Here is a 12,608-nt window from a genome sequence, read left to right on the forward strand (position 1 = left end):
GTCTATCACCGGGCGACGGGCCTCACGGTCCGCGCGCCATCCCACGAGAGGCATGAGCCTGTGAGATCCCTTCTTCGCACCGCCCGGGCGGCCGCCATCGCCTGCCTCGCCCTGACCGCGATCGCCCCGGCGCCCGCCGTCGTGGCGCAGGCTGCCGCCCGGGCCGCCGCGACCAAGTCGGAGCCGCTGACGATCGTCACGAAGGCCGGGCCGAAGCGCTTCGACGTCGAGGTGATGCGCGACGACGCCGCCCGCGCCCGCGGCCTCATGTTCCGCCGGCACATGGCGGCCGACCACGGCATGCTGTTCGACTTCGAGCAGAACCAGCCCGTCACGATGTGGATGAAGAACACCTACCTGCCGCTCGACATGGTTTTCATCCGGCCCGACGGGACGATCAGCCGGATCGCCGCCGACACCGAGCCGCTCTCCACGGCGATCATCCCGTCGGGCGGCCCGGTCGTGGCGGTGCTCGAGCTGAACGCCGGCACCGCGGCGAAGCTCGGGATCGCCCCGGGCGACCGGATCGAGCACGCCATGTTCAAGGCCCGCTGAGGCGCGCCCGCGCGATTCGCGAACGCACCGGGAACAAGCGCCTTGACCACCGCCGATTTCCGCTCCAGTGTTCCGGCAATGTTCCGGTGCGCCGGAAGGCTGGTTCAGAGCGGAGGACCCGATGGGCGACGCGGCTGAGGTCGAACTGTTCGGCAACGACGATTGGTCGGTGCAGGCGGACGGAATCGAGCACCGCCAGACCGGCTACTTCATCGCCCGCTCCGCGCTCGCGACGCGCCGGGCGGAGGGCCTGTGGGACTGGCCGCTGCAGATGGCCGAGAAGCGCTGGTGCCGGCCGAGCCTGTTCCGCGAGGCGTTCCTCGCCGCTCTCGACCGGTTCGGCATCCCGCGGGACGCCGAGCTGATCCGCTCCTTCGCGCTGGGCTACGGCATTCGCGCCGTGATCTCGCCGGCCGCCGAGACCTTCGTGAGCCTGGGCGACATGCTGAAGCCCCGCGAGATCGCCGAGCCGGCGCGCGCCGCCAGCCCGCGGCCCGTCCGGGCCCTGGCGGCCGCCGGCGCCTGAGGGCCCGGCGACGGCGGCCGATTTGACCCGGGCGGCCGCCCGCGGATAGCCCTCAGCCTCGGAACGAGGGAGAGAGCACGATGGCGGATCACGACCGGGCCGGACTCGACGGGTTGATCACGCCGCCCCTGTCGCGACGGGGCTTCGTGATGACGAGCCTGATGAGCGGGCTGACGCTCGCGACCACCCGCGTCGAGGCCCAGGTGATCCACACCGACAGTGCGGGCATCGAGGCCGGCGAGGTGAAGATCCCGGCCGCGGACGGGCCGATGCCGGCCTACCGCGCGGTTCCGGAGGGCGCGGGCCCGTTCCCGATCGTCCTGGTGATCGAGGAGATCTTCGGCGTCCACGACTACATCAAGGACATCTGCCGCAGGCTCGCGAAGGCCGGCTACTGCGCCGTGGCCCCCGAGCTCTACGCCCGCCAGGGCGACCTCTCGACCATGTCGGATCCGAAGCAGATCATCCGCGACGTCATCGCGAAGACGCCGGACGCGCAGTGGATCGGCGATCTCGACGCGACGGTGGCCTGGTCGGCCTCGGCGGCGAAAGGCGACCCGAACCGCCTCGGCGTCATGGGATGGTGCCGCGGCGGGCGCGCCACGTGGCTCTACGCGGCGCATCGTCGCGACCTGAAGGCGGCCGTCGCCTGGTACGGGCCGGTCGGTGGCGAGCGGACCGACATCCAGCCACGCACCGCCGGCGACGTGGCGGCCGAGATCCACGCGCCGCTCCTCGCCCTCTACGGCGGGGCCGATACCGGCATCCCCGTGGCGGCGGTCGAGGAGGCGCGCGACCGCGCCAGGGCGGCCGGCAAGAGTGTCGAACTCGTGGTTTACCCGGACGCGCCGCACGGCTTCCACGCGGATTATCGTCCGAGCTACCGCCGCGAGGCGGCGGAGGACGGCTGGAAGCGCGCGCTGGCCTTCCTGAAATCGCACGGCGTCGGCTGAATAGTCGGCCCAGGACGCCCGATCGGGCGCGTTCCGGGGTGGCTGTGTTACCCAAGACACGGCCACAACTTCACAATCGTGCAAGGATCCAAGGAGGATCTGTGCCCGCGCGGGTCTGGCCCTTCGCGGCGCTCGGGCGTTGAACCGATCGAAGCGACCGCCGTTCAGCCCCTGTAGAGTGTCCTGGTCCATGAGCGATTCGGTACAGCCTGGCCAGAAGCCCGTGATCCTCGTCGTGGAGGACCAGCCCGACGAGCGCTTCCTCGCGGCCACGCTGCTGGAGGATACCGGCTTCACGGTGATCGAGGCCGAGACCGCCGATCGCGCCCTGGCGATCCTCAACGATCGCGCGGACGAGGTCAGTGTCGTCTTCTCGGACGTCCGCACGCCCGGACCGATCGGCGGCTTCGAGCTCGCGCGGATCATCGGCGTGACTTGGCCGCGCGTGCGGGTCCTGCTGACCTCGGGCGACGCGGGCGACCAGCCGAGCGACCTGCGCGTCTCGGCGACCTTCATCCCGAAGCCGTGGCGCGCCGAAGACATCCTCGCCTGGGTGGAGCAGGCGGCCGGGCGACCCTCGGCCGGGTCGGGACCGTCCGTTATCGGACCGGGCGGCAAAATAATCCCGTCCGGCTTGGAAACCTGAGGCGGCCGCACAGTTGTACGCCACTCCGGAGCGCGCCGCGCCCGGACTTCCGCAGTACAACCGATCCCCGACGCCGCCATGAAGATTGTCGCAACCAACCACGCCGATTCACTCCGACGCCCCGGTTCGCGGGATTCGGCGGAATCCGCCGTTCTCGACACGGTCCGGGAGGGGCTGCTCAGTGTCTACGGCACGGCGGATCGCGACCTGCCGGCGGAATTGGCGGCGCTGGCGCGGCAGCTCGACCGTCCGGGTCCCGCGGGCTGCGGCCCGACCTAGCTTCCGCCGCGGAACCTTGACAGGAGACTGCGCCAGCGGGTCGCCAAGACGAGAGAATCTGCTATTCAGCGCATTCTGACCTGCCGACGCAGTGCGTCTCTCAGTCGAGTCCCGGATGCGTCTCACAGTTCTTCGCGGATCGCTCACCGCCGCCGCGATCATGACCCTGGCCGGCCTCGCGTCCGTTCAGGCGGCGACCCCGCCGGCCCAGCCCGCCGACGGCGCGGGCGGTGTGGGTGACCGCAAGGCGACGGTGACCAAGCGGCTGCTCGGGCGCGGCACGGCCTCGACTTACGCGATCTACGCCGCGGGCGCGGGCTCCGAGACGGGCCGGCCGGTCGCGATCGTCCTGCACGGGTGGGGCGCGGTCAATCCGCAGAGCTACGGCGGCTGGATCGATCATCTCGCCCGCCAGGGCTGGCTCGTCTTGTATCCACGATTTCAGGAGGTGAATCGGACCCGCCCGGCCGACGCCCCGGCCATCGCGGAATCCCTCGTCAAGGCGGCCCTCGCCGAGATCGCGACGGACGGCGAGGCGAAGCCCGACCTCGGCCGCGTCGCGATGATCGGCCACCTCGCCGGGGCTCCGCTCGCCATGGATCTGGCTGCCGCGGCCAAGGCCCAGGGCCTGCCGGTGCCGAAGCTGATCTTCGCGGTGATGCCCGGTGGCATCGCCAGCGGGCCGAAATCCCGCGGCATCGCCCTCACCGACCTGTCGGCGATCGATCCCGCGACGCTGATCGTGACCATGGTCGGCGACAAGGACACGCGGGCCGCCGATCTCGCGGCCAAGCGCCTCCTGCGCGAGGCGAGTGCCGTGCCGCTGGAGCGCAAGCTCTTCGTGCGGGCCCTGTCGGACGATCACGGCTTTCCGGCCCTGACGGCGACCCTCGCGTCCCCGGCGGGGGTGGACACGGCCTACGACGGCGGCGCCATCAAGCCGGGCCCTGAGCCGAAGGATGCGCCCAAGGACGCGACGAAGCCGCCGCCGTTCCGCTGGTCCGCCGACATGGCGCTGTCCGGCGAGCAGCAGACCCTGGTCTCGCAGATCAACCTCGCCCGGGTCGACGCACTCGATTATCTCGGTTTCTGGAAGACCTTCGACCTCGCCGCCGCGGCGGCCTTCGCCGGATCGGACGCGACGGCGCTGAAGAACAATCCGCGCCTCGCCGACATGGAGCGCTGGAGCGACGGCTGGCCGGTGAAGCGGCTCGCCGTCGAGACGCCGCGGCCCACGCCGGCCGCGCAGGCCGGGACGCCGGCGCCGGCACCCGCCGGACGCAAGCGCTGAGGTCGGACGGCCCGGCAGCTTGGCCTTGGCGCGCGGCTTGCTAATCTCTCCCCGTTCGACACGGGAGGGAGATCATGCCCGAGTTCGTCGCCAGCCTGCTCGCCGCCGCGGCCTTCTGCCTGACGTTGCTCGCGCTGAACGCGCTGACACGGCTGCTGATCCAGGCGCATATCGCCCCCTCGGATCTCGGCGAGACCGGCTTTCTGCAGGTCGGCGGTGCGCTCCTGATGGCCCGGGCGGCCTACCGGCGGGCGCCCCAGCGCCGACCGGGCTGACGCTCAGCGCAGGAACGCGCCGAACGAGCGTGGGCCGTTGCCCGTCGGGATGGTCGCCAGCACCTTGAGCGTCTTCGAATCGAGGACGCTCAGCGTGTTGTCGCCCCAGTTGGCGACGTAGAGGCGTCCGTCGGGATCCGCGGCGATCCCTTCAGGGTGGTCGCCGACATCGACGTCGGCGATCGGCTTGAGCGTGGCGAGGTCGAACGCCGTGACGCTGCCGGCATACTGGTCCGTCACGAAGCCGCGCCCGCCGGCGAGGGCGATGACGTAGGGCCGGCGGCCGGTCGGGATGCGGCCGATCTCGCGCCCTGTCTTCAGATCCAGCACCGAGACGTCGTCGCCGGTCACGTTGGCCGTGTAGGCGCGCCCCGCCGCGGCATCGAGCGTGATTCCGAACGGATGCTGCCCCACCGGGATGACCTTGGTCTCCCGCCGGGTCGCGGCGTCCACGACCGAGACCGTGTCGGCCTCGCGGTTGGCGACGTAGAGCGTCGCCCCGTCGGGGCTGACGGCGATCCCCGAGGGCGAAGCGCCGACCGCGATCTCGCCGTCCGGAACCAGGGTGCCGTCGCGCTCGGTCAGCACGAACAGGCGGTGCCCGTACCAGTCGGCCACGTAGACCGCGCCGCCCCGCGGGTCGGAAGCGACGCCGAGCGGGCCGCCGGGCAGCGGCACCTCGGACAGGACCTTGCCAGCGTCGAGGTCGAGGATCGCGAGGCCGTGCCCCTCCGGGCGCGTGACGTAGGCCCGCCGGCGATCGGGCGACAGGGCGATCCCAGCCGGGGCCCCGTCGACGGGGATGCGGCGCGCCACCTTCCCGGCGGCCAGGTCGACGATCTCGACCGCGCCGCCGAGCTGGGCGGTGACGATGGCCTCCCGGGCCGGTTCGGCACGGGAGGCCGTCGCCACGAGGACGAGGCCGGCGGCGAGGGCCGCGCGGCCCCGTGCTGGGCTCACGAGCCCTTCTCGACCTTGGCCTTCAGGTTGGCGAGGCTCGCCTTGATCCAGTCGCCGACGCCCTTCTCGGAGGCCTCGTCGTTCAGATCCGGCGGCGGGTCGTTGTTCATGTAGCCGCGGTAGAACGCCGCCTTCCATTCGACCTTCGACTTGGCGTTGCCCTCGGGCTCGACCGTGATCGTCGCCGAGTAGTCATTCGCCGGAAGATCCTTCACATCGACCTTGTCGATGTAGTAGGAGAACATCTTGTCCTCGGGCTTGTACTTGTTGCTGGTCTCGGAGATCTGATTGCCGTTCTTGAGCGTCAGCACGCGCTTGAACTTGCCGGCCGGGTCGCCGTTGAGTTCCGTCTTGGTGACGTTCTGCATCCAGTCGGCGTTCTTCAGGTCGCCGACCACGGCCCAGACCTTGTCGGCGGGGGCGTTGATCTCGATCGACTCGGTGATCTTGCGCCGGGTCGGGCCGTGGGCCTGCGCGGTCGCCGCCACCAGGGCCGCCGTGGCCGCCAGGGCCAGGGTAATTTTCTTCATCTTGTCCTTCTCCTCCCGCCCTCAGCGGTCGTCGCGATCGAGGACGCGCGCCTCGGGGCCGAGGGCCGCCGCGACCTTGTCCTCGATCCAACCCCAGGCCTCGCGCTCGCGCGGTCCCGCGGTCTTGCCAATGGCGATGGCGAGGTAGGCCATCTCCGTCAACACCTTCCCGGGCTCCAGCATGTGGAGCCGGGTCGAAAGAATGGCGGCCTCGAGGACCGCCGCCTGCGCGCGGTTGAAGCCGATGAACGGCGCGTGCGCGGCGCTGTGGACCATCCGGCCCCGGAAGCGCGGCCGGGTCTCGTGGGCCTCGACGGAGGCGACCGCGAATTCCGCGTGGCCGAAACTGTCGGCGAGGCGGCGGCCCTCGATCGCCGCGCAAGGCAGCGTCGGCCACTCGCGCCGGCCCGTCACCGCGCCAGCGATCACGCGGATGTCGCGCGGGCTCGAGGCCGCGAAGCAGGGATTGGCCTCCAGGTTGACGATCGTCGGCGATGGCCGGAACGGCGCGAGGACGTAGCCCTCATCCTCGCCGATCAGCCCGAACGGGACGAGGTGCAGCTCGCCCGCCGGGGACAAGGTGGTGACGATGGTCTCGAGAATCAGCGGCATGGCCTCACGCCTTGTCGGCGGGGACGAGGCGCCCGCAGACCAGCTTCGACGGCGGATCCTGCGGGCGCTCGGGCGCGACCGCGGCGCGCGCCGCGGCCTCCGGGACGGTTTCGGGCGGGCTCGCTCCGGCCTCGGGCCCGGCCAGGCGCGCGTCGCGGGTCCCGGGCGGGGGCGCGTCGGGTCCGGAATGGCGGGTGTGGCCGGCCTTCTTGAAGGCGGTGGCATCCTCGACGTCGGCGTCGGCCGCGCAGCCCCAGTCGAGGGCCTCGTCCTGAACGTAGCGCTTGCCGAGGCGCCACGCCGTCTCGGCCTTGGCGAGTTCGGCGCCGAGATAGAAGGCGTGGGCGCCGTCGCTCGCCACGTCGAGGTCGGGGAAGAAGGCCATCGCGTCGGTGCCGACCCTGTGGATGTCGCGGTTGTAGAGGTGGATCCCGTCCTCGGCGATCACGATCCGGTAATTCGGGTCGCGCACCTCGGCGGCGGCCTGGGCGATCTCGTCGACGGTCTGCACGAACGGGCGCTTGTCGTGAAGGGCGAGGAGCGCCCGGCCGTAGCCCTTCGGCAGCGCCGAATCGGCCTTGGCCGCGTACATGACCCGCCGGGCGGCGTCATGCTCCTCGACGGTGCGGCGGGTGTGGTTGGAGACCTGCACGATCAGCACGTTGCGGATCGACAGCTCCGAGCACATCCCGACGAGCAGCGCCGTGACGCCCAAGGAATCGGCCTCGGTCAGCTCGGTGAGGTTGCCGGTGCCCATCATCATGTCGATCTCGGGCCAGCGGGCGCGGGTGTCGCGGTAGCGCGCGATCGAGTCGACGAAGCCGTGGTGGATCGGCTCGAGGATCGGGTCGGCCAGGAACGGCCGCCCCGCCTTCAGCATGCGCTCGACCGCCCGATCGAGGGAGGGCAGGTCGTCCGGCCGCATCGGCACGAGGATCGGCACCGCGTCGGTCTCGAAGGCGAGATCGAGGGTCTCCTCGTTCAGGCTCAGCAGGAAGTCGGCGCCGGCGCCGGCGCCCCGGACCAGTTCCTCGCGGGAGAAGGAATCGACGCTGACCCTCAGGCCGGCGCCCTTCAGCGCCCGCACGGAATCCTCGAGGTGCGGGAACGGGGTATCGGGCAGGCCGCCGAGATCGATGACGTCCGCGCCGCGCCCGGCGAGATCGAGTCCCTTGGCAAGGATCTGGTCGACGCTCATCTTCGACGCGTCCACGATCTCCGAGAAGATCCGGAGGTCGTGCCGGGACAGGTCGACCTTGCGGGCGGTCAGGCCGAGCCAGGCCGGCAGGTCGACCACCTCGTCGGGTCCGCGCTCCACCGGGACGCCGAAATGCGCCGCGAGATGCTCGGGATTGGCCCGGCACCGGCCCGGCAGGACGATCCGCGTGGCGCCCTCGGGCAGTACGACCCGCCGGCGGATGATCTCCTCGGTCATCAGCGCCGCGACCTTCACGCCGGCATCCGCGATGCTCCAGTGCAGGGTCTGCGGGAGCCCCGCCGCGACCTTCTCGAGCCGCGCCCGGGCGAGGCGGCCGGTGACGAAGACGATGTGCTCGGCGGTGCTCACGCGGCGGCCCTCGTCTCGACCGCGACGCGGCGGTGCGGTCCCCAGACCTCGATCGTCCCCCCGAAACCGGCCGCGAAGCCCGGGAAGGCAGCGTCCACGATCCGGTCCCGCGCCAGCGCGGCGGGGTCGAGACCCGGCGGCGCGTCGACGGATTTCACCAGGACGCAGCGCTCCGCCCCGACCCGCGCCGCGAGCCAGAGGGCGAGGCTATCCGAGGTCACATCCCAGGTCTCCGAAATGTCCGGGTGACCGGCTCGGAGAGTGCGCGGGTTCCAAACCCGGATCCGCGCGGGCGCGGCCTCAGCCCAGGGCTCCAGGCTCTGCACCAGCCGCGGCTCGATCCCGCGGAAGATGCCGGCCGCGTCGCCCATGGCGTCGAGCGCCCGGCGATGGGCCTCGGCGTCGCCGAAGCGCTCCCGCGCCTGCGCGGCCCGGACGGCGTCCGCGAAGGCGCCGCCGCCCGGCACCACGATGCAGCGCCCGTGAGCGCCGTCGCCGATCGCCTCCAGCAGGGCGCGGCGGCGATGCGGATCCGCCTCAAGGCTGCCGCCGATCTTGATGACGCTCGTCACGCCGCGTCCTGCCGGCTCGGCCGCAGGGCGCGCAGGGCCTCGGTCACGCGCAGGGGATCGATGCCGTTGCGGCGGTCGAAGTCCCGGCACAGGCCGCCGCGGAAGCCGAGGTAATCCGGCCGGTGCGCGCAGAGGCCGGGGATGTCGATGACCCGCAGCGACCCGGCGAGGCCGCTCATCAGGCCGTTCGCCCGGCAGGCGGTGGTGAAGGCCGAGAGGTCCGAGGGCGCGGCGAGGTCGGGCAGGCGGGCGCCGGTCTTGCCGGCGGTGTCGATCATAGCGCCCGCGAAGCCAGCCGCCGTCAGGGCGGGCACATGCGGGGCCGCCGGCCCGTCCTCGGCGAACAGCACGGCGATCAGCCGGCCCGGCGCGGCCGCGACGCGATCGGCCAGCGTCGCCGCGTCCCGGATCTCGGCAGGACGTAGACCGACCTTCACCCAGTCGACGCCGGTCCGGGCCAGGGCGGCGACGGATCCGGCCGCCGGATCGGCCACCGCGCTCGTCGCGGCACCGCCGGACACGCGGGCGACGATCTCCCGCACGACGGCCTCGTCCAGGGCGCCGAGCGCCCCGCGCTCCGGGTCCTTGGCGTCGATCAGGTCGGCGCCGGCGAGGCGGGCTGCCTCGGCCTCGGCCGGATCGCGAACGCTGACGAGGAGCCGGGGCAGGGGGTCTTGCTGGATGGTGGACGCGGGCACGAAACACTCGGACTTGAACGGGCCGTCTCAGGACTTCCCGGGCAACGGCTCGGCGAGCAGGCGGTTCTTCACCACCCAACGCATCGCGTGCGCCCAGGTATCGTCGGTGTCGGCCCGGATCGTCACCTGCCCGCCGCGCACCACCTTGCCGGTATCGGCTTCGGCGATCGCGACGCTCAGGTTGAAGATCTGGCCGGACCCCTTCTCCACATAACCGGTCACGACGAGGTCCGCACCCAGGCTCTTGGCGATGTCGGCCGCGCAGCCGTTGCATTTGTAGAGCGGCCCCTCCTTGGCCACGACGTCGGCCTTGGGCGCGGTATCGACGATCTCCAGACCGGCCTTGTCGCGCAGGGCGTTGCGCAACTCGTCGGTGACGAGGGCAAGCTTCCGGGCGTCCATCGGCCGCGTCCGGGATCCGTAGGCGGCACCGGGATCGAACAGCTCGACCGGGAAGACGGCGGCCTTCTCGGCGGCGCCGGCCGCACCGGGCAGGGCGGTCCACAGGACGACGCCGCAGGCGAGCGCGGCGCGGAGAGACGTGTGGCGCATCGGCGGGAGCTTCCTCTCGAGGCGTGCGACCGCCCGAGGCGGCGGCATCGTTCCCGCCATAGGTCGGGCGAAGGGACAATTTGGCAATGTACTTCCGCGCCCGCCTATCCCACGACGGTAACGTGAACGTCGGGACGAGACGCCGCGGTTGAGCGGCCTGAGCGGAAGCTGATAGAGGCCGCGCGCATGCACCATCCTGCACCCGACACGGCCCTCCGGCGCAAGACGCGACTGTCCTGGCTGTGCGCGGCCGCCGTCGCGCTCGCCATGGCCCCGGCGGCGGCGCGGGCCGAGGACCCGGCATCGGCCGCGGCGGCGCAGCCGGCCCAGGCCGCCGCTCCGCAGGCGCTCGAGACCCATGTCGGCCTGATCTACCGGCCGCAGCCTGCCCCGTCCTCGTACGATGCCGAGGCGGCGCCGGAGGACGAGGGCCTGGCCGGTGCCAAGATGGGCATCGCCGACAACAACACCACCGGCCGCTTCACCAAGCAGACCTACGTCCTGGACGAAGTCGCCCTGACCGACGACAAGCCGGACGCCGTGGCGGCGGCCAAGGAGCTGATCGGCAAGGGCGTGCGCTACCTGGTCCTGGCGCTCCCCGCTGACGCGGTTCTGGCCGTGGCCGACGCCGTCAAGGACACGGGCGCGGTCGTGCTCAACGCGGGGGCGCCCGATGATCGTCTGCGCGGCGCCGAGTGCCGCGCCAACGTGTTCCACATCCTGCCGTCGCGGGCGATGCTCACCGACGCCCTGGCGCAGTACCTGACCGTGATGCGCTGGCGGAAGCTCTTCCTGATCGTCGGCCCGACCGACGCCGACAAGGCCTACGCCGACGCGATGCGCAACTCGGCGCGGAAGTTCGCGCTGAAGATCACCGCCGAGAAGCCCTGGACCTTCGGCCCCCTCGCCAAGGCGCGCGGCGACACGCCGACCCGCGCCGAGGCGATGGTCTTCACCCGGGGCCTCGACTACGACATGGCCATCGTGGCCGACGAGGAGGGCGACTGGGGCGACTACGTGCCCTACCGCACGGTCGATCCGCGCCCCGTCGGCGGCACGCAGGCGCTGACGCCGACGACCTGGTCCCCCGTGCTGGAGACCTGGGGCGCCGCGCAGGCCCAGAACCGGTTCCGGCGGCTCGCCTCCCGGCTGATGCGCCCGCTGGACTATCAAGTCTGGGCCGCGGTGCGGACGGTGGGCGAGGCCGTGACGGCCAAGAAGACCAACGACCCGGCCGTGATCGCCCCGTACCTCGTCGAGCCCGCCTTCACGCTGCCGGCCTACAAGGGCGTGCCGCTGAGCTTCCGGCCCTGGGACCACCAGCTCCGGCAGGCGATCATCGTGGTACAGCCGAAGGCGCTGGTCTCCGTCGCGCCGGAGCAGGGTTTCCTGCACCAGCGCACGCCCCTCGACACGCTGGGCGTCGACCTCCCCGAGACCACCTGCAAGTTCAAGTGAACCCGCGGCCTGCGGCGATGGCGAGCGGCCTAGGCCCTCGCAACGCGCGGAAATCGCACTACAAACGTCCCCCGAGAACGTCCGCCCAGGGCGCCGGGCCGTCGCAAGGGAAGGAAACCGTATGAGCCGCCGCGTCGAGGCATGTCTGAGTGGGGTCGCCCTCGGTGCGTGGTTCGCCCTGTGCGGGCCGGCCGCCGCCTTCACCGCCTACGTGACGAACGAGAAGGGCAACTCGGTCAGCGTCATCGACACAAACACGATGGCGGTGACGGCGACGTGGAAGGTCGGGCGGCGCCCGCGCGGTGTGACCGTCTCCAAGGATGGCAAGGAGCTGTTCGTCTGCGCGAGCGACGACGACCGGATCGACGTGCTCGACACCAGTTCCGGAAAGGTGGTGCGCTCGCTGCGCTCCGGGCCGGATCCGGAGCAGTTCATCCTCGACGCCTCCGGGAACCCGCTCTACGTGGCCAACGAGGACGACAGCCAAGTCACGATCATCGACATCGAGAAGAACAAGGTGCTCGCCGAGGTACCGGTGGGCGTCGAGCCGGAGGGGATGGGCCTGTCGCCGGACGGGAAGATCCTCGTCAACACCTCCGAGACGACCAACATGGCCCACTTCATCGATACGAAGACATTCCAGGTCATCGACAACGTGCTGGTCGACGCCCGGCCGCGCTTCGCCGAGTTCACCGCCGACGGCAAGTTCCTGTGGGTCTCCGCGGAGGTCGGCGGCACGGTGAGCGTGATCGACGTCGCCCAGCGCCGCGTGATCAGGAAGATCACCTTCAAGATCCCGGGCGTGAACGACGAGGCGATCCAGCCGGTGGGCATCCGGATCACCAAGGACGGGTCCAAGGCCTTCGTGGCCCTCGGGCCGGCGAACCGCGTCGCCGTGATCGACGCCAAGACCTACGCGGTCGAGAAGTATCTGCCGGTCGGCCAGCGGGTCTGGCAGCTGGCCTTCACGCCTGACCAGAAGCAGCTCTTCACCACGAACGGCACCTCCAACGACGTCTCGGTGATCGACGTGGCCGCCGAGAAGGTGGTGAAGAGCATCCCGGTCGGGCTCCTGCCTTGGGGCGTGGCGATCTCGCCGAACTGATCCGCGCGACCTCCAGGCGCCGAGCGAGG

The 12,608-nt window shown here is 71.5% G+C and carries 16 protein-coding genes; 9 read left to right on the forward strand and 7 right to left on the reverse strand.

Going from position 1 to position 12,608, the window contains the following annotated elements; genetic code table 11:
- The first annotated feature begins 60 nt into the window (after positions 1–60).
- From ACLBYG_RS10185 to ACLBYG_RS10215, 7 genes are all read left to right on the forward strand, one after another.
- Positions 61–555 carry a DUF192 domain-containing protein gene (locus ACLBYG_RS10185; protein WP_100251254.1) on the forward strand — a complete coding sequence of 165 codons (495 nt, stop codon included), beginning with the start codon at positions 61–63 and terminating at the stop codon, positions 553–555.
- 121 nt (positions 556–676) lie between these two features.
- Positions 677–1,081: a hypothetical protein gene (locus ACLBYG_RS10190; RefSeq protein WP_020092071.1), complete on the forward strand. Its 405-nt coding sequence runs from the start codon at positions 677–679 to the stop codon at positions 1,079–1,081.
- Positions 1,082–1,161: 80 nt separating this feature from the next.
- A complete protein-coding gene (locus tag ACLBYG_RS10195; RefSeq protein ID WP_447681390.1) occupies positions 1,162–2,034 on the forward strand; it encodes a dienelactone hydrolase family protein in 873 nt (290 codons plus the stop codon).
- Between the two features lie 190 nt (positions 2,035–2,224).
- A complete protein-coding gene (locus tag ACLBYG_RS10200) occupies positions 2,225–2,680 on the forward strand; it encodes a response regulator (protein WP_042675510.1) in 456 nt (151 codons plus the stop codon).
- A gap of 78 nt (positions 2,681–2,758) precedes the next feature.
- Positions 2,759–2,959 carry a hypothetical protein gene (locus ACLBYG_RS10205; protein WP_020092074.1) on the forward strand — a complete coding sequence of 67 codons (201 nt, stop codon included), beginning with the start codon at positions 2,759–2,761 and terminating at the stop codon, positions 2,957–2,959.
- Between the two features lie 115 nt (positions 2,960–3,074).
- Positions 3,075–4,250, forward strand: coding sequence for an alpha/beta hydrolase (locus ACLBYG_RS10210; protein WP_447681391.1), 1,176 nt, complete (start codon positions 3,075–3,077; stop codon positions 4,248–4,250).
- 74 nt (positions 4,251–4,324) lie between these two features.
- On the forward strand, positions 4,325–4,525 hold the full coding sequence (locus ACLBYG_RS10215) for a hypothetical protein (RefSeq protein ID WP_020092076.1): 201 nt from the start codon (positions 4,325–4,327) through the stop codon (positions 4,523–4,525).
- Between the two features lie 3 nt (positions 4,526–4,528).
- On the opposite strand, the gene ACLBYG_RS10220 is transcribed toward ACLBYG_RS10215, so the two are convergent.
- Genes ACLBYG_RS10220 through ACLBYG_RS10250 form a run of 7 tightly spaced genes read right to left on the reverse strand, consistent with a single transcriptional unit; the run spans position 4,529 to position 10,016 of the window.
- Entirely contained in the window at positions 4,529–5,485 is a 957-nt protein-coding gene (locus ACLBYG_RS10220) for a beta-propeller fold lactonase family protein (RefSeq protein WP_447681392.1), read from the reverse strand.
- The gene (locus ACLBYG_RS10225; protein ID WP_056528820.1) at positions 5,482–6,015 is read right to left on the reverse strand and encodes an SRPBCC family protein; all 534 of its coding nucleotides are present in this window, start codon (positions 6,013–6,015) and stop codon (positions 5,482–5,484) included. Before ACLBYG_RS10225 ends, ACLBYG_RS10220 begins: the two co-directional genes overlap by 4 nt.
- A 21-nt stretch (positions 6,016–6,036) precedes the next feature.
- Positions 6,037–6,627, reverse strand: coding sequence for a DUF447 domain-containing protein (locus ACLBYG_RS10230; protein WP_056528823.1), 591 nt, complete (start codon positions 6,625–6,627; stop codon positions 6,037–6,039).
- Positions 6,628–6,631: 4 nt separating this feature from the next.
- Positions 6,632–8,194 (reverse strand): DUF6513 domain-containing protein, encoded by a 1,563-nt coding sequence (locus tag ACLBYG_RS10235; RefSeq protein WP_447681393.1) that lies wholly within the window; start codon positions 8,192–8,194, stop codon positions 6,632–6,634.
- Positions 8,191–8,766: an amino acid kinase family protein gene (locus tag ACLBYG_RS10240; protein WP_447681394.1), complete on the reverse strand. Its 576-nt coding sequence runs from the start codon at positions 8,764–8,766 to the stop codon at positions 8,191–8,193. Before ACLBYG_RS10240 ends, ACLBYG_RS10235 begins: the two co-directional genes overlap by 4 nt.
- Positions 8,763–9,464: a (5-formylfuran-3-yl)methyl phosphate synthase gene (locus tag ACLBYG_RS10245; RefSeq protein WP_447681395.1), complete on the reverse strand. Its 702-nt coding sequence runs from the start codon at positions 9,462–9,464 to the stop codon at positions 8,763–8,765. The genes ACLBYG_RS10240 and ACLBYG_RS10245 overlap by 4 nt, the downstream gene beginning before the upstream one ends.
- A gap of 27 nt (positions 9,465–9,491) precedes the next feature.
- Positions 9,492–10,016, reverse strand: coding sequence for a DUF3280 domain-containing protein (locus ACLBYG_RS10250; protein WP_447681396.1), 525 nt, complete (start codon positions 10,014–10,016; stop codon positions 9,492–9,494).
- A gap of 186 nt (positions 10,017–10,202) precedes the next feature.
- Here ACLBYG_RS10250 and ACLBYG_RS10255 point away from each other — a divergent pair, with 186 nt between their 5' ends.
- Positions 10,203–11,474 (forward strand): ABC transporter substrate-binding protein, encoded by a 1,272-nt coding sequence (locus tag ACLBYG_RS10255; RefSeq protein WP_447681397.1) that lies wholly within the window; start codon positions 10,203–10,205, stop codon positions 11,472–11,474.
- A 121-nt stretch (positions 11,475–11,595) separates the two neighbouring features.
- A complete protein-coding gene (locus tag ACLBYG_RS10260) occupies positions 11,596–12,579 on the forward strand; it encodes a YVTN family beta-propeller repeat protein (RefSeq protein ID WP_020092085.1) in 984 nt (327 codons plus the stop codon).
- Positions 12,580–12,608: the final 29 nt, after the last annotated feature.

The organism is Methylobacterium sp. D53M, from assembly GCF_053345625.1.

Coding starts and splice junctions, on each gene's coding strand:
- ACLBYG_RS10195 (WP_447681390.1), top strand. CDS start 1,162: ATGGCGGATCACGACCGGGCCGGACTCGACGGGTTGATCACGCCGCCC.
- ACLBYG_RS10225 (WP_056528820.1), bottom strand. CDS start 6,015: ATGAAGAAAATTACCCTGGCCCTGGCGGCCACGGCGGCCCTGGTGGCG.
- ACLBYG_RS10210 (WP_447681391.1), top strand. CDS start 3,075: ATGCGTCTCACAGTTCTTCGCGGATCGCTCACCGCCGCCGCGATCATG.
- ACLBYG_RS10215 (WP_020092076.1), top strand. CDS start 4,325: ATGCCCGAGTTCGTCGCCAGCCTGCTCGCCGCCGCGGCCTTCTGCCTG.
- ACLBYG_RS10190 (WP_020092071.1), top strand. CDS start 677: ATGGGCGACGCGGCTGAGGTCGAACTGTTCGGCAACGACGATTGGTCG.
- ACLBYG_RS10230 (WP_056528823.1), bottom strand. CDS start 6,627: ATGCCGCTGATTCTCGAGACCATCGTCACCACCTTGTCCCCGGCGGGC.
- ACLBYG_RS10250 (WP_447681396.1), bottom strand. CDS start 10,016: ATGCGCCACACGTCTCTCCGCGCCGCGCTCGCCTGCGGCGTCGTCCTG.
- ACLBYG_RS10255 (WP_447681397.1), top strand. CDS start 10,203: ATGCACCATCCTGCACCCGACACGGCCCTCCGGCGCAAGACGCGACTG.
- ACLBYG_RS10200 (WP_042675510.1), top strand. CDS start 2,225: ATGAGCGATTCGGTACAGCCTGGCCAGAAGCCCGTGATCCTCGTCGTG.
- ACLBYG_RS10260 (WP_020092085.1), top strand. CDS start 11,596: ATGAGCCGCCGCGTCGAGGCATGTCTGAGTGGGGTCGCCCTCGGTGCG.
- ACLBYG_RS10205 (WP_020092074.1), top strand. CDS start 2,759: ATGAAGATTGTCGCAACCAACCACGCCGATTCACTCCGACGCCCCGGT.